Raw genomic sequence first — 20,741 nt, forward strand, 5'->3', positions numbered from 1 at the left:
AAGCAAGAAACCGCTCGGGAACATCCTCCGGAAGTGCCGTCCGGCACGAATGTCCGCCGGTGCAGACCCAAACCGGCCGAGTCAACGGTTTCACACCCCGGAACTTAAATGGAGACGCGTGATTGTGATGGTAACATCTGGAGGATTGAAAAATGCACAGGAACATAACCGCCATCTATCGCACCCACGCCGTTGCCGATCTCGTGCGACGCGAATTGAGCGAACTGGGCATCTCGTCGAGCGATATCCGGGTCGTTCCGGACCGCGACGAGCCGGTCGACGCCGACGGCCATCGAACCGACAACAAGTATTCGGATCAGCTGCACGATCTGCACCTGCCGGATGAGGACCTGCGGACCTACCAGCAGAGCGTGCGTCGCGGCGACTACGTGGTGTCGGCGGAAGTGGACGAGAACCAGGTCGGTCGCGCGAAGGAGATCATGCGCCGTCCCGAGGGCGAGACGCACAATCTCGACCAGCGCTCCGGCGAGTTCGAGGGCGAAACGGTCGATCCCTACAGTGATCCTGACAATCGCCGCACGAATGCCGACTGGGCAGCCGAGCGCGATCACGATCATTCGGATCCCTACACGCGCTCGTACAAGCGGAACACGCGGCTTAACGAGAACAACTGAAGAATTTCTTCGACCCCGAGAATATTGAAAGGGAAATGACATGTCCGACTATCGAGACCCCAAAGTCACCAAGACCGGCGAGAAGAAAGACAGCGGGATGGGCAAGTGGATCGGCATTGCCGTCGCCGCGCTTCTTGCCCTGTTGCTGCTAGGCTGGCTGCTCGGCTGGTTCGGTGAAGAAGAGACCGTGGTCGATACCGTCGATCCTGCAGTCACCGAAGAGGTCGATCCTGCAGTGACCGAGGATCCGGCCGCCGAGGTCGAGCCCGAAGTCGTCGAGTAACATACTCCCGAACGATCTCTGTCCCCCGCGGTGGAACTGCGGGGGACAGGTCCGTGGCGTGGCATGAAGCCAATCCCGAACTGGCACGCCGAGCGAGCGCTACCGATCGCGGAGAGGGCTCACTGCCGCGCCAGGGCAATGGCTTGCCTGATCACCTCGATGTCGCCCACGTGGTTGAACAGAGTGAGGATCAATCTCGCGTTGAGCGCATCGCTCTCTTCCTTCGTCAAGCCGTCATGGGCCGACAGCAGAAGATCATAGACATCATCGGGACGAGCGATGTTCCCGGACGTGACGAGCGCGGTCATGCCACCTTCCTTCCCCTGGCGCGATGCAGGGCAGCTTCGATCTGGGCCGGCGTGGCCGTCGCCCATCGGGCCGCAACGTGCTGATCGGGCCGGATCAGGTAGAGCGCTCTTTCGACGGCCCCCAGGTACCGGTTTAGGACCTCGGGGATGGACGTGCCGATCGACAGGCTTCCGACGCCCCGGATCTTTGGTGCCTCCTGCCCGATCGCCAGGAGCACGAATCCCTCCCCGAGACGGTCGAGCAGGAAACCGTCCCCCAGCGGCGCGTCGGGACAGGGGGCGCCCGGTCGCGCGCCGGCGGGGCCTTCGGGCAAGCCGTCGGCGGTGTTCAGCGGCGAGCCGTCGTAGATGCTGGGCGTGGAGAGACGCCCGGAATTCACGAAGGGACGAGCGAAATCGTTGTTTCGCGACAGGTGCAGGACTGCGTCGCGAAAGATCCGGCTCATTTCGGATTTCGGCGTGATGAAATCGGTGGAGCGGGTCGAATTGCGGATGTTCTCGTCGGTCGCAGGGCACCGTTCGGAATCGTAGCTGTCGATCAGCGCCTCGGGTGCCTCGCCCTTCATCACCATCGCAAGCTTCCACCCGAGATTGTCGGCATCCTGCACCCCGCCATTCGCGCCCCTTGCGCCGAAGGGCGAAACCTGGTGCGCGCTGTCGCCGACGAAGAGCACGCGCCCGTGGCGAAACGACCTCATGCGGCGGCACTGGAAGGTATAGATCGATGTCCAAACGATCTCGTATTCCGCTTTCGGCAGCATCTGGTCGATGCGCGCGCGGATGCGGTCTTCCTTCATCTCTGCGTCACGGTCCACGTCCCAGCCGATCTGGAAGTCGATCCGCCAGATGTCGTCGGGCTGCTTGTGCAGAAGCGCTGAATCCCCCGCGTCGCGGAAGGGTGGCTCGAACCAGAAGCGGCGCTCGACGGGCAAGTCTGCCTTCATCCGCACATCGGCGATCAGGAAGCTGTCCCTGAAGACCTTGCCCTCGAACCCGAGGCCCAATGCCTTGCGCGTCGGTGAGCCCGCCCCGTCGCAGGCCAGCACCCAGTCGGCCGTGATCGTGTATGGGCCGTCCGGCGTCACCACCTCGATCCGGGCGCCGTCGTCCGCCACGTCGAGCGTTTCGACCCGGTTCTTGCCGCGGATCTCGATCGGTGCACCCTCGGCCTGCACCTGCCGGATCCGTTCGACCAGGAATTTCTCGAAGTAGGGCTGCTGGAGGTTGATGAAGGCCGGTCGGCGATGGCCGCCCTCGGGCAGGAGGTTGAACTCGAAGACCATGTCCTCGCCGTGGAACACCTTGCCGAGGTTCCAGACGACCCCCTTGTCCACCATCGCAGCGCCACACCCCAGCCGGTCGCAGATTTCCAGGGTGCGCTTGGCGAAGCAGATCGCGCGCGAGCCCTCTCCCACCCCCTCGTGATCGTCCAGAACCAGCGTGCGGATACCTTTCAGCGCGAGATCCAGTGCGACGGTCATCCCGATCGGACCGCCTCCGATCACCACGGCCGGATGATGCGCCGCGACATCCGCGTCCTGATCGGAGGAGCGTGCGTATGGGTAAAGCCGGTGCGCCAGCGAATAGCGGTCGTCCAACATGACCTCTCCTCCCAAAGTGGCCGGGGCGGTGGATCAACCCTGAAGGGCCGCCCACATCTCCTTGTCGCGCTCGGCGGTCCAGATCCGGGGCGTGTCGATGCCGCGCGCCTCGTCGTAGGCGCGGGCGACGTTGAACGGCAGGCAGTGCTCGTAGATGGCGTAGTCGCCGAACTTGGGGTCGCAGACGGCGCGCACGTTCGCCATGGCCTCCTGCAACGAGCCGCCCTTGACCGCCACGCGCTTCACCGCGTCATAGGTCGAGGCGACGAAATCTGCGGTGTTGTCTAGCGCCGCGTTCACCTTGTCGCGGCCGACCAGCGCATCGCCCCGCCCCGGCGCGATCGCGTCGAGATCGTAGGCGCGGATATTCTCGAGCGTCTGCGGCCAGTCCGTATAATGGCCGTCGCCGCAATAGCAGGCCGAGTGATATTCGACGATGTCGCCGGTGAACATGACGTTCTGGTCGGGCACGTGGATGACGATGTCGCCGGCCGTATGCGCCCGGCCGACCTTCATCAGATCGACGCGCCGGTTGCCCAGGTAGACCGACATCCGGTCGCTGAAGGTCGTGGTCGGCCAGGTCAGGCCGGGTATGCTCTCGTGTCCCTGGAAGAGCCGCGGGAAGCGGTCGAACTCGCTGTCCCAATCTTCCTGGCCGCGCTCGGCGACCATGGATTGCGCAGTATCCGACATGATGATCTCGCGCGCGTCATAGGCCGAGGCCCCTAAGACGCGGACCGCGTGGTAGTGGGTCAGCGCCAGGTGGGTGATGGGCTTGTCGGTGACCTCGCGCACCTTCTCGATCACGAGGTTGGCGAGGCGCGGTGTCGCCTGTGCCTCGACGATCATCACGCTGTCGTCGCCGATGATGACGCCCGAATTGGGGTCGCCCTCGGCGGTGAAGGCCCAGAGACCCTCTCCGACTTCGGTGAAGCTGATCTTCTTGTCCGCCATGTCGCCAGCGGATGCGAATGCCTTGGCCATGTGGTGGCTCCTTGTTCAGGGATAATCCGGGGCGGGAAGGATCGTGCCGGTGCAGGCGCCGAAGCCCACACGATAGCCGTCCCCCTGTGCATGCCCCCTTAGAGTCAGCGTGTCACCGTCTTCGATGAACGTGCGTGTCTCGCCGCCCAGATCGAGCGGGGTTTCCCCGCCCCACGTCATCTCGAGCAGCGACCCGTAGTTCGACGGGCCCGGCCCCGAGATCGTGCCGGAACCCAGCAGATCGCCCGTCCGCATGGAGCATCCCGACGACGCATGATGCGTCAGCTGCTGCGCCGCGGAATAGTAGAGTTCGCGCATGTTGGTGGTGCTGATGCGGTGGCCGTTCATCTCGATCGACAGGTTTACGTCATAGTTTCCGGGAAAGTCCCCCTTGAGGTAGGGCAGCAGCTCCTTCTCGGGGCTTGGCGTGACGACGGCGAAGGGGGCGAGCGCCTCGCGGGTGACGATCCAGGAGCTGATGGTCGTGGCGAAGGCCTTCGCCTGGAACGGCCCCAGCGGCTGATATTCCCAGGCCTGCAGGTCGCGTGCGGACCAGTCGTTCAGCAGGACATAGCCGAAGATCATCTGTTGCGCACGGTCGGTTGTGATCGGCTCGCCCATCTGCGACGGGGTTCCGACGATGGCACCGATCTCGAGCTCGATGTCCAGCCGCTTGCTTGGCCCGAACGAGGGCATCTCGGCGTCCTTGGCCTTCGTCTGCCCCAACGGCCGGCGGATGCCGGTGCCCGAGACCACGACGGTCGAGGCTCGCCCGTTATAGCCGATGGGGATGTGCAGCCAGTTCGGCGGCAGTGCGTTCTCGGGGCCTCGGAACATGGTGCCCACGTTCTGCGCGTGCTGCTTGCCTGCATAGAAATCGGTGTACTCGGCGACCTCGAGCGGCATGTGCATCGTCGCGTCCGCCATCGGGACCAGAAGCGGCTCGACCGCCGCGCGATCCGGGGCGCCTTCGGCGAGAAGGTCGGTCAGCCGCTTGCGAAGCGACGACCATACCGCCGGCCCTTCGGCCATCAGCGGATTCCATTTGGCGGATTGCAGCAGGCGCTGGGTGCCGGTCAGCCCGGCCTCTTCCGCGCGCGCGGCGTCGAGGATCATGTCCCCGATCGCCACCCCGCAGCGTGGCGGAAGACCACGGGTCGAGAAGACCCCACAGGGCAGGTTGTTGAGGGGAAACTCCCCCTCGGCATCATTCGCGCTGTCGATCCAGCTTCGCTTGAGCAAGCCGGCCCTCCCTTGCTTCCCGTCCGAGATCACTTTCGGCCGGGCGTCCCGTCGAAGTGCTTCTCCAGTCCGTCCCAGCAATCGACGTAATCGTCCTGCAGCGGCGCCTCCTTTGCGGCGAATTCGGTGAGGTGCTGGGGGAAGCGGGTCTCGAACATGAACGACATGGTGTTGTCGAGCTTGTCCGGGCCGAGTTCCGCGTTCGACGCCTTCTCGAACGCCTCGCGGTCGGGTCCGTGGGGCAGCATGCAGTTGTGCAGGCTCATCCCGCCCGGAACGAAGCCCTGCGGCTTGGCGTCGTACTGGCCGTAGATGTTGCCCATCATCTCGGACATGACGTTCTTGTGGTACCAGGGGGGGCGGAACGTGTCCTCCATCACCATCCAGCGCTCGCGGAACAGGACGAAGTCGATATTCGCGGTGCCCTCGACCCCGGAGGGGGCGGTCAGCACGGTGAAGATGGACGGATCGGGGTGGTCGAACAGGATCGCACCGACCGGGCAATAGGTCTTCAGGTCGTACTTGCAGGGCGCGTAATTGCCGTGCCACGCCACCACGTCGAGCGGCGAGTGCGGGATGTCCGAGCGGTGGAACTGGCCGCACCACTTGATCGTCATGGTCGACGGCGTCTCGCGATCCTCGAAGGCGGCGACCGGCGTCTTGAAATCGCGCCGGTTCGCCATGCAATTCGCGCCGATGGGACCCCTGCCCGGCAGCTCGAACTTCTGGCCGTAATTCTCGCAGACGAAGCCGCGTGCGGGACCTTCGAGCACCTCGACCCGATAGACGAGGCCACGCGGGATGATGGCGATCTCCTGCGGTTCGACGTCGATGATCCCGAGCTCGGTCGCGAAGCGCAGCTTGCCCTCTTGCGGCACGACCAGCAGCTCGCCATCGGCCGAGTAGAAGTAGGCGTCCTTCATCGATTCGGTGACGAGGTAGATATGCGCCGCCATCCCCGTGGCGGTATTCACGTCGCCCGCGGTGGTCATAGTGCGCATTCCCGTGATCCAGGTCAGACGCTCGTCGCTGTGGGGCACGGCGTTCCAGCGGTATTGCCCCAGAGAGGTCACGTTTTCAGGCACATGCGGCGCGGTCTTCCAGTAGGGCAGGTCGATGCGCTCGTACCGGCCCTGGTGCTTGACCGAGGGGCGGATGCGGTAGCACCAGGTCCGCTCGTTCTGGTGGCTGGGGGCGGTGAAGGCGGTGCCCGACAGCTGCTCTCCGTAGAGGCCGTAATTCACCTTCTGCGGCGAGTTCATGCCTTGCGGAAGCGCGCCCGGCAGGGCCTCCGTCTCGAAATCGTTCCCGAACCCGGGCATGTAGCCGTCGGTGGTGCCTTGTGGAATGGCTGCCTGGATGAGACCCGAGATCCGCGTCTGGTCGTTCATGATCGCTTCTCCAAACCGTTGACAAACTTGGTAGTAGTTACTTTTGTAACCAACAAGGCCCGTAGAGGGAAAATGCGATGCGCGATTTCGACCTGAGAAACTTCCTTCCCTACCTGCTCAACCAGGCCGCCGAAGAGACGAGCATCGGGTTCTCGCAAATCTACAAGGACCGCTACGGGATGCTTCGCACCGAATGGCGCGTGCTGTTCCATCTGGGCCGCTACGGCGACATGACCGCGAGCGAGATCGGGCGGCTTTCGAAGATGCACAAGACCAAGATCAGTCGTTCGGTCAGGGCCTTGGAAGACAAGCGCTTCGTCGCTGGACGCGAGAGCACGGACGATCGCCGCCGCGAGATCCTGACCCTTCTTCCGCAGGGCCGGCGAGCATTCGATGATCTGGTGGTCGTGGCCGAGAAGCACAACGCCGACCTGATGGCGAGCTTCTCGACCGGCGAACGCGCTGTCCTGATCGACTGCCTCCAGCGTCTCGCGGCGTTCGAGGGGCTGCCAGACTGACGGCAATTGATGGTTACAAACACAACATTTAGCTAGGACGGAACAAGATCATCGCTTTGGGAGGAGCATATGAAAAAACTGTATGGATTCGGTTTTATCTCTGTCGGGTTTCTGTCGGTCACGGGCACCGCGATCGCGCAGGACATCGAGCTTGTCATGTCCAGCTGGCTGCCCCCGCGGCACCCCATCGTGGTCAACGCGATGAAGCCTTGGGCCGAGGAGGTCGAAGAAGTGACCGAGGGCCGCGTCAGCGTCCGGGTTCTGGCCTCGCCCCTCGGCGCGCCGCCCGCGCATTTCGACATGGCGCGCGACGGGGTGGCCGACATCACCTACGGGTTGCACTCTTTCAGCCAGGACGATCGCTTCGACGCGAGCCAGGTCGGGCAGTTCTCGTTCCTGGGCGACGACGCGGTCGATGTCTCGAAGGCGTTCTACACGGTCTACACCGAGGACTTGGGCGCGGCCGAGGATCACGAGGGCACGCACATCCTGGGCCTGTTCACCCACGGCCCCGGCGTCTTCCACAATGCTGAACGCCCGATCGAGGCGCCCGGCGACTTCAGCGGCCTGAAGATCCGCGTGCCCGGAGGTTATACCGCGACGCTGATGGAAGACCTTGGCGCCACGCCCGTCTTCACCTCGTCCACCGAGGTCTACGAGCAGCTCTCGCGCGGGGTGATCGACGGCGCGACCTTCACGAAGGAGGCGCTGACGGCCTTCAACCTGACCGACGACATCGCCTACTCGCTGACCGTTCCGGGCGGGATCTACAACACGACCTGGTTCCTCGTGATGGACGAGGACAAGTGGCAGGAGATCAGCCCCGAGGACCAGCAGGCGATCAGCGAGATCTCGGGCCTCGCCTTCGCAGAGCGGGTGGGTCAGGCGTGGAACGACGCCGATGCCGCCGCCGAGGCCGAGATCGCCGATGCCGGGATCGAGACCGGCGCCGCGAACGACGAGGTCGTCGCCGTGATCCGCGACGTCGCCGAACAGGCCGAGCAGGACTGGGCCGAGGCTCTGGGCGATGGACGCGACGGCGCCGCTGCGCTTGAACGGATGCGGTCCATGACCGGCGCCGACGCACCGACGAACTGATGATCCGCATCATCACCGGCGGGCTCGAGATCTTCTCGGGCCTGCTTCTCGTCGCGCTGATGCTGGTTACCGGGATCGACGTGGTCGGGCGCTACCTGTTCGACACGCCGCTTCCGGGCGCCTTCGAGACGACCGAACTGATGTTGGGCGCGCTGGTCTTCGCCGCCCTGCCGCTGGTCAGTCGCGCGGGCAGCCACGTGGAGGTCGACATCCTCGCCACGCTCCTGCCCGAACGGATTGGAACGCGCCTCCTGTGGCTGGCGTCGGTCATCGCGGCGGGGGTTCTGCTGGTCTTTGCGTTGCGACTTCTGGCGCTGGGTCTGCAACAGGCCGAGGACGGGACGCGGTCGATCTCGCTTGGCATTCCCTTCGCGCCGATCGCGATCTTCGGGGCGCTCAGCTGCCTCGTCGCCGCAATCTTCGGCTTCCTGCGGGTCGCCGGTCGATGACCGAGTCCCTCATCGGGATCACCATCCTGCTGGTGCTGGTCTTCCTGCGCGTGCCCATCGGCTTCGCCATGGCGCTGGTTGGCGGCGTTGGTTTCGCGCTGATGCGCAGCGTGGACGCGGCGGGCGCGATGATCGGCAGCACGGTCTTCGACACGGGGTTGAGCTATACGCTGTCGGTCGTGCCCCTGTTCATCTTCATGGGCAACGTGCTGGCGCAATCGGGGATCGCCCACGGCTTGTTCGCCGGGGCCGACCGCTTGTTCGGGCGGATGCGCGGCGGGCTGGCGCTGGCCACGGTGCTGAGCTGCGGCGGCTTCTCGGCCGTCTCGGGCTCGTCCCTGGCGACCGCCGCCACGATGAGCCGCGTGGCCCTGCCCCCGATGCGCAAGTTCGGCTATGACGACCGGCTTGCGGCGGGGGCGATCGCGGCGGGGGGAACGCTGGGCATCCTGATCCCGCCCTCGGTGATCCTGATCATCTACGGGCTGCTGACCGAGACCGACATCGGCGATCTGTTCATTGCGGGGCTGCTGCCCGGCGCGCTCGGCATCTTACTGTACCTTCTGGCGGTGATCGTGACGGTCCGGTTGGACCCGTCGAAGGCGCCTGAAGTGGGCGAGGCCGTACCTATGACCCGGCGCGACACGATCGGCGTTCTAGGGACTCTGGCGCTGTTCGTTTTCATCATGGGCGGCATCTATGGCGGCGTCTTCACCCCGATCGAGGCCGGCGGCATGGGCGCCCTGTTCGCGCTAGTTCTGGCGCTGGCGATCCGAGGGCTCGACTGGGCCGGGTTCCGTTCGGCGGTGCGCGAGACGGTGCTGGCGACCGCGATGATCTTCGCTATCATCATCGGCGCTGAGATCTTCTCGACCTTCATCAACTTCGCCGGGCTGCCGGCCGAGATGGTGGACCTGATCTACGAGATGGACCTGTCGCCCTGGCTGGTCATCGGGGTCATGGTGCTGATCTACCTGGTGATGGGCTGCGTGTTCGAAAGCCTGTCGATGATCCTGCTGACGGTGCCGGTCTTCTACCCGGTGGTGCAGCAACTGGATTTCGGCGGCGGAATGCTGAGCAATCCTGACGACGTGCTGATTTGGTTTGCCATCGTGGTGGTGGTCGTGACCGAAATAAGCCTGATAACGCCCCCGGTGGGGATGAACGTGTTCGTTATGCGCTCGGTCATCCCCGATATCGAGCTGATGACCGTCTTTCGCGGGGTGTTCCCGTTCTGGATCGCGGACCTTGTGCGGCTGGCGCTCCTGATTGCGGTGCCGTGGTTCTCGCTCGCCTTGTTGTAGCGTTCGCGAACCATGTCGGTGCGGAGATCCTTGGCATCATTGGCGGGCGTGTCGCCGCGGGATTGACACGAGGCTCTGCGGGATAGATATGACCCTCAAGACGCCGTGTCCCTGCCGCGTGAGCAGACGGACCACAGGATGGCCCCCTCGGACCGGCGCAGCGTTTCCCAGATCACGCGGGGAGGCAGACGTCACGTCGGCCACGGGGCAATCCGGCCCCTCGGTCAGCCCGTGGCGTGTCCTCGAACGCAAGCGGGCCTTCGGCGCGGTTCTACGGACTCCGACGTTGTCGCCTACCGGGCTCTAACCGGCCTCTTACACCTGTAATACACGGATTTCCCATGGATTTCGACATGCTGGGCCTCGCGCCCTCCCTTCTGGAACGTCTGGCCGAGGCCGGACTTGACGAACCGACCCCGATCCAGGCCAAGGCCATCCCCCACGCGATGGAGGGCCGCGACGTCATGGGCCTTGCCCAGACCGGCACCGGCAAGACCATCGCCTTCGGCCTGCCGCTTCTTGACGCGCTGATCAATACCGGTGGCAAGCCCGCGCCGAAAACCGTGCGCTCGCTGATCCTCGCGCCCACGCGCGAGCTGGTGAACCAGATCGCCGACAGCCTGCGCCCGCTGGCCGGCGGGGCCAAGATCGGCATCGCGACGGTCGTCGGCGGCATGTCCATCAATCGCCAGATCGGCCGGCTGGAGCGTGGTGCGGACATCCTCGTCGCCACCCCGGGCCGTCTGCTGGACCTTCTGAACCAGAAGGCGCTGACCCTGTCCGAGGCGAAGTTCCTCGTCCTCGACGAAGCGGACCAGATGCTCGACATGGGGTTCATCCACGACCTGCGGAAGATCGCCAACCACATCCCGAAAGAGCGTCAGACGCTGCTGTTCTCGGCCACGATGTCCAAGCAGATGAACGAGATCGCGCAGACCTTCCTGCAGAACCCCGTCCGGGTGGAGGTCGCCCCTCCGGGCAAGCCCGCCGACAAGGTCGACCAGGAGGTCCGCTTCGTTCCGAAAGAGGGCAAGACCGAGCATCTGGCCGAGCTTCTGGCCGCCCACCCGGACGCCCAGGCGCTGATATTCTCGCGCACCAAGCACGGCGCGGACCGGCTGATGCGCCAGCTTGAAAAGGCAGGCTTCCCGGGTGCGGCGTTGCACGGAAACCGCTCGCAGGGGCAGCGGGACCGGGCGCTGAAATCCTTCCGCGACGGCCAGATCCGGGTGCTGATCGCGACCGACGTGGCCGCGCGCGGCATCGACATTCCCGAGGTCGAGTTCGTCTACAACTACGAGCTGCCCAACATCTCCGAGACCTATATCCACCGCATCGGCCGCACCGGCCGTGCCGGACGCTCGGGCAAGGCGGTCAGCTTCTGTGCCCCGGACGAGCTGGCCTACCTGCGCGACATCGAGAAGCTGCTGGGCAAGACGATCCCGGTCGCGCTCGAGGCGTCATGGTCGAACGCCGCCCCGGTTGCCGCACCCAAGCCCTCGCAGAACCGTCGGCGGGGTCCGAAGCCAGGGTCGAAGCCGCAGGGCCAATCGCAAGGAAAGCCGCGCAATCGCGGCCCGCGCCGGGCGAAAGCCGCGCGCGGCTGACACTCTGCCGGATGCCGAAGCGTCGGCATCCGGCCCGTCGCGGGCCTTGTGAGGGTGCCGCGATCCGATATACCCCGGACCCGCGCCGACCCTTCGGCCCGCATCTTGGGGAGAGTTCCGATGACCCGTATCGTCTGCATCGGCGAGTGCATGGTCGAACTGGCGCAGGCCGGTCCCGGCACCTACCGCCGCGGTTTCGCCGGCGATACGTTCAACACCGCCTGGTATGCCCGCCGCCTGCTGCCCCTTGATGCCAGCGTCGGTTACGTCTCGTGCATCGGCGACGACGCGATGTCCGACCAGATGGCGGACTTCATGCAAGAGTCCGGGATCGAGACTGACCACCTGCACCGCATCCCGGGGCGCAGCGTCGGGCTCTACATGATCTCGACGCGGGACGGCGAGCGCAGCTTCTCCTACTGGCGCGACACTTCGGCCGCGCGCAGCCTCGCCGACGATCCGGCGCGGCTGGACCGCGCGCTGGAGGGCGCCGACATGGCGCATGTCTCGGGGATCACGCTCGCCATCCTGACACCTGAGTCCCGGACGCGCCTGTGCGCCGCGCTCGACCGGGCGCGGGCGGCGGGCACCACGGTCAGCTTCGACACCAACCTGCGCCCCCGCCTGTGGGAGGACGAGGCCACCATGCGCGACGGCCTGACCCGCGGCGCGGCGGCGGCCGACATCGTCCTTCCGAGCTTCGAAGAAGAACAGGGCCTGTTTGGCGACGCCACGCCCGAGGACACGATCGCGCGCTACCGCGAGGGCGGCGCCGGCACGGTGGTCGTCAAGAACGGCGCGGCCGAAGTCACCTTCTGGAGCGACGCGACCGGCACCGAACGCCTGCAACCCGCGCCGGTCGAACACGTGATCGACACCACGGCCGCGGGTGACAGTTTCGCCGGCGCCCTGCTGGCTGGCCTTGCCGGGGGCACCGACCTCCGCGACGCGGTTCGTGCGGCTATCGACTTGTCCGGCCGTGTCATCCAGGCGCCCGGCGCGCTCGTCGAGGACGCCATCACTCCCGAAGCCTGAGGCACTTCAAGCAGAAAGGGCCCTGCCCCACTGCCCGGTCGCGGCAACACCGGTCATTTCGCACGGCCAGTCTCTGCGCGGCTCAGTTCACCCGGGTGAGCAGCGTGTCTCCCTTAAGGAAGGCCTCGATGTTCGCGCGCTGCAAACAACCCATGGCAGCGCGTGTCGTATGCGTCGCGGACCCCTGGTGCGGCTGCAGGACGACCTCTTCGAGCGCGGCGAAACGCGGGTCGATCTTCGGCTCGTTCTCGAACACGTCCAGCGCCGCCCCTGCCAGCCGCCCGCCCTCGAGCGCATCCAGAAGCGCGGCTTCGTCCACCGTCGATCCGCGCGAGATGTTCACCAGCACCCCGTCCGCGCCGAGCGCATCCAGAACCTCCTTCGAGACGATATTCTCCGTCTCGGGCCCGCCCACGACGGCAACCACGAGCAGATCGACCGCCTCCGCGAGGGCCGAGGGGCTGTCGTGCCACGTCCAGGCCGGTGTCTCTTTCGAAGACCGGGACCAGTAGTGCACGTCCATCTTGAAGGCCGCGAGGCGGTTCGCGATCTCGAACCCGATCCGGCCGAGCCCGAGGATACCTACGCGAGCGCCGCTCATCTTGCGGTTCAGAGGGAAAGGCTGCCCTTCGGCCCACATGCCCGAGCGGACATGCGCATCCGCCTGGCGCATGCGGCGCATCTGCATCAGCAGCATCCCCACGGCAAGGTCCGCCACATCGTCGTTCAGCACATCCGGCGTGTTCGTCACCGCCACGTCGCGAGCCGTCGCTGCGGCGACATCGATGGCATCGTATCCGACGCCGAAATTGGACAGGAGGCCGAGTGCCGGAAACGCATCCAGCACCTCGCCGTCGATGGAGGCCCCGCTCTTGTACGCGATCGCTTTCACCGTTGCGCGCTCGGCCTCCGGCAGGGCGAGCGCGTCGGCCAGGGACGGTACGCGGACCGCCCCGATTTCATCCAGCGCATCGGCGTCGTTGTCGTTGTAGCTGCCGATTGCGATGATCCCGGTGTCGGCCATGGCCATTCCTTTGCTGCGACCTCGTCATACCCCGCAATCGTAGGCTGCGGGGTCGGGATGAACAGCCCGCGTCAGGCGATCGGCAATTCACGCGCGGTGATCGTGTAGCTGAAGCTGGCGGGATCCAGAGGATCCAGCCGGCGTCCGCCGACCTCCCCTTCGGGATACATGAGGAACGGCACCGCGCCATTGGTGGCACCGGGCAGAACGACGTCGTGGGCGAAGTTGTAGCCGATCCAGTTGCCTTCCCACCCCCCGAAGAGTGCGTCGCGGGCGGCAGTGACTTTCGGGTGGTCCAGCGGCAGATCCTTCGGCGGCTCTTCGAGCATCACCTTGCGCACATCGGCCGGATCGACGGCAACCCAGCCGAAATCCTCGAGCCACACCTCGGCACGGCAATGCTGAGCCTTCGTGACGTCGTTCGACCCTGCCCCGAGGCTCTTGTAGCCGAAGGCCGAGGGCGCGACCCGCAGTCCGTAGACATCCCGCGCCGGGAGCCCGGCCGCGCGCGCGAGCCCGACATAGAGCGCGTTCAGATCAGCGCATTTCCCGGTCAGGTCGCCCATGGCCAGCATCGAGGCGACGTCTCCCAGCCCGCAACCACGGGTTTCGGGATTGCGCGCGGTGTTCTCGACGATCCAGTCATAGATCCGCTGCGCCTTGGCCAGGTCGCTGCGAGCCCAGCCGACGATGCCGTCCGCCGTATCCTTCACGATACCATCTGTGGGAATCAGGTCGGTCGACGCCGTATAAAGCCGCCGTTCGGCCGCGGGTAGCAATGGCACCGCACCAGGCGCATCCGAAAGATCGGCGTTGCGGTCGCGCGCCATGGCGATCGAGGTGACGGTCAATGTGCGCACGCCAGCCTCTGCGCTCCATTTCGCGTGGACGAACGATGCGGTTCCTTCGGGATCGGAGGCACGTTCGGCCGAGGTCGCATTGCCCCTCCACGTGCTGTCGCCAGCCTTCATCCAACCGGGCTCGGAGACGGCCGGAACCGGGACCCAGACCTGCGCAGGTTCGGCCGACGGCGGCAGATCGATCCGGGTGACAAGCTCGAACCGTCGCCACGCATCGGGCTGCGGCGCGAAAGCGGCTTGCCCCGGTCCGGGAACGACCGAAGCGGTCAAACCGGCCGCACCGATCACGATGAAATGTCGCCTGTCCATCTGGTCCTCACGCTTCGGAGTTGCGGTGTGGGTAGGCCCATCGGTATTGGCGCGCAAGGCTGAAGGACACCGTCCTTGAGACGTGTCAGGCGACACGGAGTTATTCTTCTGAAGCTCCGACACGGTACGCCGGTGCTCCAAGCAGAGCCTCTTCATTGAAAGTCGCTTCGAATTGGTAGGGAACTCCCATTGTCCCTCTGTGCTTGAGACTGTCGTGGCCAAGCGCGCCGTCGTAGCGCGCATGCCCTTTCATCGGACCCTGCCCCGAGATCATACCGGCGCCGAGCAGCAGGCGATTTTCGTCGATCTCACCAGTCTCGGCGATCAGAGCACCGCCGACCCCGACATCATTGATGCTGCTCGCGGGGCGACCGGCGTTCATTTCGAGCCCGGTCGAAGAGGACCATTGCCATCTAACGGAATGGCCATGGGTGAAGGGGACGAGGACGGGACGCCGCGCTACGTCACTGCCGTTTCACGCTCGGACACGATCGACGGCTGGCCCGACCGGCGGGCAAGCGGCGGTGTGGTTGTCGACGTGGCCACCGGCGCTTCGTTCGGCCGCATACTCACGGCTCGGAATGTCGCTCTTGCCGAGGCGGTTTCTGCCTTCGCCCTCCTGGTCGGCTTTCAGTTCGTGGTTGCCACTCTCAGGTATCGGTCGCGAAGGATCGAGCATCTCGTCACGGCGTCACCGGATGCGGGGAGCCTGCTCGCGAAGCGTTCCTGAGGACGCGACGCCCGGAGGGCAGGATGATCCTGACGGCCGTCACAACTGATCGAAACTCAACGAGTCTACCGCGCTGACCGACAGCCCCCGGTATTCACCCGGACGGCCTACCCCGCTAAGTGAGGCCATGGACATCGTCGTCATCACCGCCGTCATCGCCTCGCTGTTCCTGGTCATCGGCCTCGCGGAGCCTTTGGCGGCGCGCCTTCGTCTGCCCTACAGCGTCATCCTCGCCGCGATCGGCATCCTGATCGCTTCGGGGGCGGTCTACTTCCTTCAAACGGAACTGACCGACACGCTGAATCCGATCGCGATCGCGATCCTGAACTTCCCGATCCGGTCGAACGTCTTTCTCTACGTGTTCCTGCCGACCTTGCTGTTCCAGGCGACGCTCGGCATGAACCTGCGGCGGATGCTCGACGATGCCGTGCCGATCTTCGTCCTCGCGATCGTCGCCGTCGTGGTTGCGACCTTCACCGTCGGATACGCGCTGTTCTGGGCCAGCTCGTTGCCTCTGGTCGCCTGCCTTCTGCTGGGATCCATCATCTCCACCACCGACCCGTCCGCGGTCGTCGGCATCTTCCGCAACCTGTCGGCACCGCGGCGCCTCAGCCGGATCATCGAGGGCGAGAGCCTGCTGAACGATGCGGCGGCGATCGCGCTGTTCGGCCAGTTCCTCGCCTTCGTGCGGTTCGGCGAGGCTGACCCGTCGCTGGGGGATGCCTTCAGCCAGTTTCCGGTCCTCCTGTTCGGAGGGGCGCTCGTCGGCTGGATCATGGCACGGCTGGCGGTCTGGGTGATGAGCTGGTTCTCGCAGCATGAGCTGGCACAGATCTCGATCTCGGTCGCCCTGCCATACCTGGGGTTCATTGCGGCGGAGCAACTCGTCGGCGCCTCTGGCGTGATCGCCGTGGTCACCGCCGGTCTGACGCTCAACCTCACCGGCCCCGGGCGGTTGCCGCCGCAGACATGGACCAACCTTCGCGAGGTCTGGAACCTCCTGGCGCACTGGTCCGGCGCCCTCATCTTCGTCCTCGCCGCGCTGCTGATCCCGCGGCTGCTCGAAGATGCCCGCCCCAGCGACGTGCTTTTGCTGCTCACCGTGATCGGCGCCGCGGTCTTCGCCCGTGCGGTCGTCGTCGGCGGCTTCATGCCCCTCCTGTCGCTGATGCGCCTGTCGCCGCATATCGCGCGGCCCTACCGGATCGCGATCCTCTGGGGCGGGTTGCGCGGGGCCGTGACGCTGGCGCTCGCGCTGGCAGTGACCGAAAGCGCTCAGGTGGTTCCGGAGGTGAAGCGCCTCGTCGGCATCCTCGCGACCGGGTTCGTCCTCTTCACGTTGATCGTACAGGGCACGACGCTGCGGTGGGTCATCGGCCGTCTGGGCCTCGACCGCCTCGGCCCGATCGACACGGCGCTCTCCAACCAGGTCATCGCGGTCGCCCTGCAGAGGGTTCGGGAAGACGTCGCGGCCACGACCGAAAACTACGGCCTGTCCCGCGACATCGTACGGGGCGAGGCCAAGACTTTCGCCGTCCGCCTGGACGACGCGATGACGGCAGCGGAAGACGGCGCGGCCATTCTCGATCGGGACAGGATCACGCTTGGCCTTGTTGCGCTGGCCGGCGCCGAGCGCGACATGATCCTCGAACGGTTCCGCGAGAGGGCCATTTCGAACCGGCTCGCCGAGCAAGCGCTTGCGAACGCGGACCGGCTTATCGAAACGACGCGCACCGGTGGGCGGATCGGCTACCGGAGCGCCGCGCGCCGAAGCCTTGAGTTCGGCCCCCGCTTCAGGCTCGCCATCTGGCTCCACAACCGTCTTCGTCTCTCGGGGCTGCTTGCGCAACTGACGGCGGACCGGTTCGAGCTTCTGCTTGGCCAACGCCTGATCCTGCGGGATCTGCACAGGTTCATCGACACGCGCATCCGCCGCATTCACGGGCGCCGGGTCGCCGAACTGCTTCACGAGTTGCTGGAACGGCGCGCCGAGCAGGTCGAGCAGGAGCTGGACGGATTGCGCCTGCAGTATCCGGGCTACTCGGAAGAGCTGGAGCGCCGGCTCATTCGCCGGACCGCCCTTCGGGTCGAAGAGCGGGAATACGATGCGCTGCACGATGACGGGTTGATCGGACAAGAGTTGCACAACGCGCTGTTGCAGGAGATCCAGTCGATGCGCAGCGCGGTCGAGGTGCGCCCGGCTCTCGACCTTGCGGTTCAGAAAGCCGATCTGGTGCTGCAGTTTCCCCTGTTCGCAGAGCTGGACGACGCCGCCCGCCGCCAACTGAGCAAGGCCCTTCTGACCCGCTACGTGACCGCCGGAGAGGTCGTCCTTCGCAAGGACGAAGCCTCCGACCGGGTCTTCTTCATCGCCTCGGGCGCGGTCGAAACCGAGACCGCCGGCCAGAAGCATCGGCTTGGACGGGGCGAGATGTTCGGTCAGCTTTCCATGCTGAGCAAGCGTCCGCGGCGGACGCAGGTCCGCGCCATCAGCCCCGGCGTGGTTCTGATACTGGACGAAAGACGGTTCATGAAGCTGCTCGGCAGAAGCTCCGCTTTGCAGCACGCGGTCCGGGAAAGCGCGATCAAGCGAGGGATCGAACCCGAGGTGCTGGGGTCAGGACCCAATGATTTCGCGAATACAGCATGATTTAACGTTGGAAGCCGCTCTCCACGCTTTGCATCGGCTTGGGACAAGGCTCTTGCAGCGGTGTGAGGCCTCGCGAAACGGCCTAGATGCGGATCTTCTCCGCGGTGGCCCGTAACTTCGGCAAGGCGCGCTCGACCATCTGGTCGTCGAACCGGCTCAACATGCCGAAGGTGCTGAGCGTCAGGACGATCTCGCCCCTTCCGTTCAGGACCGGCACGGACAAGGCCCCGATGTCCGGCTCGTTCTCGCCGCGATTCCGCGCATATCCCGCAGCACGGACCTGGTCGAGCGCGTCACTCCGCGGCCGGCCCTCCAGCCATTGCTCCCGTTCCGCAGGCTCCATGAACGCCAGCCAGAGCTTGCCCTGAGCCGTGTTCGTCATCGGCAGGACCGTCCCCACGCTGACATTGACCGAGATCGGGCGGTTCGACGCGGCGACGGCAATGCAGGTCGGCCCCTTCCGGCCCATGCGGCAGACCATCACGGACTCGTTCAGCTCGAGCGCAAGCTCGGCGATGACGGGGCGGATGCGAGCGACCATCAGGTTCGACGCCTCGGCCACGGCACCAAGCTCCTGCATCACCGACCCGAGCGAGAAGTAGCCCCGCCGGTAGGACACGACCGCGCCCGCCTCTTCCAGCGTCAGAAGCAGCCTGTGCGCCGTCGCGTGAGTCATCCCGAGCTCGGTCGAGACCGTCACCGCAGAAATCTCCGGCCGCTCGTGGCTGAACAGCCGCAGGATCGAAAAGGCTTTCAGGACCGAGCCGTTCAACGGTGTGCTCATGCGTCTTCCTCATCCCCGATGCCGATCCCCCGCGCCGCTTATGCAAGATGCTTGACAAGGGCGCCATCGTTGTTCAGCTTTGAGATTAGCATCTTAATATGTAAGTTATCAAGGAGAGCACGTGGACGCAAACACCGTATCGGTATGGCCCGGATGGCGGCCGCTGAGTGGATACGGATGGCTGCGAACCCGCTCTGAAGGCGAATGGCGAAAGACCACGACATGGAATCGGTGACGGCTGGCGGAGCGATCTTCACCAAGCTCAAGGCGCTTGGCGTCGACTATGTCTTCGCCAATTCGGGCACCGATTTTCCTCCGGTCATCGAGGGCCTCATCGAAGCCACGCATCGCGGGATGGATCTGCCGACGGCCGTGACCGTCCCGCACGAGATGGCCGCGGTCAGCATGGCGCACGGTCACTACCAGATCTCGGGCCGCATCCAGTCGGTCATGCTGCACACGAATGTCGGCCTGTCGAACGGGGCCACCGGCGCGATCAACGCGTGGTGCGACCAGATCCCGATGATGCTCATGTCGGGGCGCACCCCGGTGACGGAGAGGGACCGCTTCGGCGCCCGGACCGTCCCGATCGGCTGGGGGCAGGAGATGTTCGACCAGACGGCGCTGGTGCGCGAAACGACCAAGTGGGACTACGAACTGCGCTTCCCCGAGCAGATCTCGGAGCTGTTCGACCGCGGGTGGGCGATCGCCAATTCGACGCCGAAGGGCCCGATCTACCTGAGCCTGCCGCGCGAGGTCCTTTGCGAGCAGACGCCCTCGGCCCGCCTGAACGCGCCATCCTGCATGGCACCCGTCGTCGCCGCGCCCGATCCGGCCTCGCTGGAGCGCGCCGCGGCACTTCTGGCAGGTGCGAAGAGCCCGTTGATCATCAGCCAGCGCGGTGCCGGCAGCGCGGAGGCGTTCCGGGTCCTGGCCAACCTGGTGCAGGATTGGGGCCTGCCGCTGTCCCACTACTGGGCCAACCAGATCTCCATACCGCTCTCGCACCCCATGCAGATCGGCGCCGCGCCCGAGGCGCTTCTGGCCGAGGCCGACGTCGTGCTGGTGATCAACAGCCTGGCGCCGTGGTGGCCCGACAAGGTGACGCTGCGCGAGGACGTCACGGTCATCCAGATGGGGCCGGATCCGCTTTTCGCGCGGACGCCGGTGCGCAACTTCCGAGCCGATGTGACTCTGGTGGGCGAGACAGGACCGAGCATCCTTGCCCTCGCCCGCGCCATGGCGGACCAGCGCCGCGATGAAAGCACGATCGCAGCCCGGCGCGAGCGGATCTCGGCGCTCGCGGCACGGAACCGCGAGGGTGTCATTGAGGCGGCCGAGAGCGGCAATCGCGGCCCGATGACGAAGGACTGGGTCAGCTTGTGCCTCGGCCGAGCCATCAAGGGGCGCAAAGCCAGCGTCTTCCACGAACTGGGCTGTCCGCTGATGCCGCTCGATCTGGATCAGCATCTCGGCTACTTTCAGGAGCCGCACTCGGGCGGCCTCGGCTGGGCCTTCCCGGCCGCTCTCGGGGCGCAGCTGGCCGACCGCGAGCGCCTGGTCTTCGCCACCATGGGCGACGGCAGCTACATGTTCGCCAACCCGACCGTGTGCCACCAGGTGGCAGAGGCGATGGAGCTGCCGGTGATCGTGCTGGTCCTCAACAACGAGGAATGGGGCGCCGTTCGCCATTCCGTCGAAGGCCTCTATTCCGAGGGCTACGCGGCCAAGTCGAACGAGGTCCCGATGACCTCGCTCAAGCCCAGCCCCGACTTCGCACGCACCGCCGAGGCCAGCCGCGCCTATACCGAAACCGTGGTGCAGGGATCCGACCTGCCCGCCGCCCTCGAGCGCGCGATCCGCGTGGCGACCGAGGAGAGACGCCAGGTCCTGCTGAACATCGCGATCGAGCCGGCCGGGGCGCTGTGA

19 protein-coding genes are annotated in these 20,741 nt (G+C 65.7%); 11 read left to right on the top strand and 8 right to left on the bottom strand.

Translation table 11 applies throughout. From position 1 onward, the window contains the following. Positions 1–152: 152 nt before the first annotated feature. Complete coding sequence (locus PAM7066_RS06995) at positions 153–635, top strand: hypothetical protein (protein ID WP_085853432.1); 483 nt, start codon at positions 153–155, stop codon at positions 633–635. Positions 636–675: 40 nt separating this feature from the next. Further along, positions 676–918 carry a hypothetical protein gene (locus tag PAM7066_RS07000; protein WP_085853433.1) on the top strand — a complete coding sequence of 81 codons (243 nt, stop codon included), beginning with the start codon at positions 676–678 and terminating at the stop codon, positions 916–918. Positions 919–1,037: 119 nt separating this feature from the next. Here the strand turns inward: PAM7066_RS07000 and PAM7066_RS07005 are convergent, their stop codons facing one another. Genes PAM7066_RS07005 through hmgA form a run of 5 tightly spaced genes read right to left on the bottom strand, consistent with a single transcriptional unit; the run spans position 1,038 to position 6,444 of the window. After that, positions 1,038–1,226 carry a DUF2783 domain-containing protein gene (locus PAM7066_RS07005; protein ID WP_085853434.1) on the bottom strand — a complete coding sequence of 63 codons (189 nt, stop codon included), beginning with the start codon at positions 1,224–1,226 and terminating at the stop codon, positions 1,038–1,040. Beyond that, on the bottom strand, positions 1,223–2,827 hold the full coding sequence (locus tag PAM7066_RS07010; RefSeq protein ID WP_085853435.1) for an FAD-dependent oxidoreductase: 1,605 nt from the start codon (positions 2,825–2,827) through the stop codon (positions 1,223–1,225). Before PAM7066_RS07010 ends, PAM7066_RS07005 begins: the two co-directional genes overlap by 4 nt. 33 nt (positions 2,828–2,860) lie before the next feature. Further along, positions 2,861–3,811: an MBL fold metallo-hydrolase gene (locus PAM7066_RS07015; protein ID WP_085853436.1), complete on the bottom strand. Its 951-nt coding sequence runs from the start codon at positions 3,809–3,811 to the stop codon at positions 2,861–2,863. 15 nt (positions 3,812–3,826) lie between these two features. After that, positions 3,827–5,053 carry a fumarylacetoacetase gene (gene fahA / locus PAM7066_RS07020; protein ID WP_085853437.1) on the bottom strand — a complete coding sequence of 409 codons (1,227 nt, stop codon included), beginning with the start codon at positions 5,051–5,053 and terminating at the stop codon, positions 3,827–3,829. Positions 5,054–5,082: 29 nt separating this feature from the next. Next, positions 5,083–6,444 carry a homogentisate 1,2-dioxygenase gene (gene hmgA / locus PAM7066_RS07025; protein ID WP_085853438.1) on the bottom strand — a complete coding sequence of 454 codons (1,362 nt, stop codon included), beginning with the start codon at positions 6,442–6,444 and terminating at the stop codon, positions 5,083–5,085. A 77-nt stretch (positions 6,445–6,521) separates the two neighbouring features. Here hmgA and PAM7066_RS07030 point away from each other — a divergent pair, with 77 nt between their 5' ends. From PAM7066_RS07030 to PAM7066_RS07055, 6 genes are all read left to right on the top strand, one after another. Next, positions 6,522–6,962 (top strand): MarR family winged helix-turn-helix transcriptional regulator, encoded by a 441-nt coding sequence (locus PAM7066_RS07030; protein WP_085853439.1) that lies wholly within the window; start codon positions 6,522–6,524, stop codon positions 6,960–6,962. A 69-nt stretch (positions 6,963–7,031) separates the two neighbouring features. After that, the gene (locus PAM7066_RS07035; RefSeq protein ID WP_085853440.1) at positions 7,032–8,060 is read left to right on the top strand and encodes a TRAP transporter substrate-binding protein; all 1,029 of its coding nucleotides are present in this window, start codon (positions 7,032–7,034) and stop codon (positions 8,058–8,060) included. Beyond that, positions 8,060–8,509, top strand: coding sequence for a TRAP transporter small permease (locus PAM7066_RS07040; protein ID WP_085853441.1), 450 nt, complete (start codon positions 8,060–8,062; stop codon positions 8,507–8,509). The genes PAM7066_RS07035 and PAM7066_RS07040 overlap by 1 nt, the downstream gene beginning before the upstream one ends. After that, positions 8,506–9,813: a TRAP transporter large permease gene (locus PAM7066_RS07045; protein ID WP_085853442.1), complete on the top strand. Its 1,308-nt coding sequence runs from the start codon at positions 8,506–8,508 to the stop codon at positions 9,811–9,813. The genes PAM7066_RS07040 and PAM7066_RS07045 overlap by 4 nt, the downstream gene beginning before the upstream one ends. Before the next feature lie 341 nt (positions 9,814–10,154). Beyond that, positions 10,155–11,420, top strand: coding sequence for a DEAD/DEAH box helicase (locus PAM7066_RS07050; protein WP_085853443.1), 1,266 nt, complete (start codon positions 10,155–10,157; stop codon positions 11,418–11,420). A 120-nt stretch (positions 11,421–11,540) separates the two neighbouring features. Next, on the top strand, positions 11,541–12,455 hold the full coding sequence (locus PAM7066_RS07055) for a sugar kinase (RefSeq protein ID WP_085853444.1): 915 nt from the start codon (positions 11,541–11,543) through the stop codon (positions 12,453–12,455). Positions 12,456–12,537: 82 nt separating this feature from the next. Here the strand turns inward: PAM7066_RS07055 and PAM7066_RS07060 are convergent, their stop codons facing one another. Together PAM7066_RS07060 and PAM7066_RS07065 are read right to left on the bottom strand one after the other, a co-directional pair. Beyond that, complete coding sequence (locus PAM7066_RS07060; protein ID WP_085853445.1) at positions 12,538–13,479, bottom strand: 2-hydroxyacid dehydrogenase; 942 nt, start codon at positions 13,477–13,479, stop codon at positions 12,538–12,540. Between the two features lie 71 nt (positions 13,480–13,550). After that, positions 13,551–14,648, bottom strand: coding sequence for a transglutaminase-like domain-containing protein (locus PAM7066_RS07065; protein ID WP_085853446.1), 1,098 nt, complete (start codon positions 14,646–14,648; stop codon positions 13,551–13,553). Between the two features lie 214 nt (positions 14,649–14,862). On the opposite strand from PAM7066_RS07065, the gene PAM7066_RS07075 reads away from it, so the two are divergent. Further along, a complete protein-coding gene (locus tag PAM7066_RS07075) occupies positions 14,863–15,378 on the top strand; it encodes a DUF4915 domain-containing protein (protein ID WP_217639935.1) in 516 nt (171 codons plus the stop codon). A gap of 127 nt (positions 15,379–15,505) precedes the next feature. Then, positions 15,506–18,028 (top strand): cation:proton antiporter, encoded by a 2,523-nt coding sequence (locus tag PAM7066_RS07080; protein WP_085853449.1) that lies wholly within the window; start codon positions 15,506–15,508, stop codon positions 18,026–18,028. 82 nt (positions 18,029–18,110) lie between these two features. Here the strand turns inward: PAM7066_RS07080 and PAM7066_RS07085 are convergent, their stop codons facing one another. Continuing rightward, positions 18,111–18,812, bottom strand: a complete 702-nt coding sequence (locus PAM7066_RS07085) for an IclR family transcriptional regulator (RefSeq protein WP_085853450.1) — start codon at positions 18,810–18,812, stop codon at positions 18,111–18,113. 222 nt (positions 18,813–19,034) lie between these two features. On the opposite strand from PAM7066_RS07085, the gene PAM7066_RS07090 reads away from it, so the two are divergent. Further along, positions 19,035–20,741, top strand: coding sequence for a thiamine pyrophosphate-requiring protein (locus tag PAM7066_RS07090; protein ID WP_090928798.1), 1,707 nt, complete (start codon positions 19,035–19,037; stop codon positions 20,739–20,741).

The sequence above is a fragment of the Palleronia marisminoris genome (assembly GCF_900172315.1).
GTDB classification, from domain to species: Bacteria; Pseudomonadota; Alphaproteobacteria; order Rhodobacterales; family Rhodobacteraceae; genus Palleronia; species Palleronia marisminoris.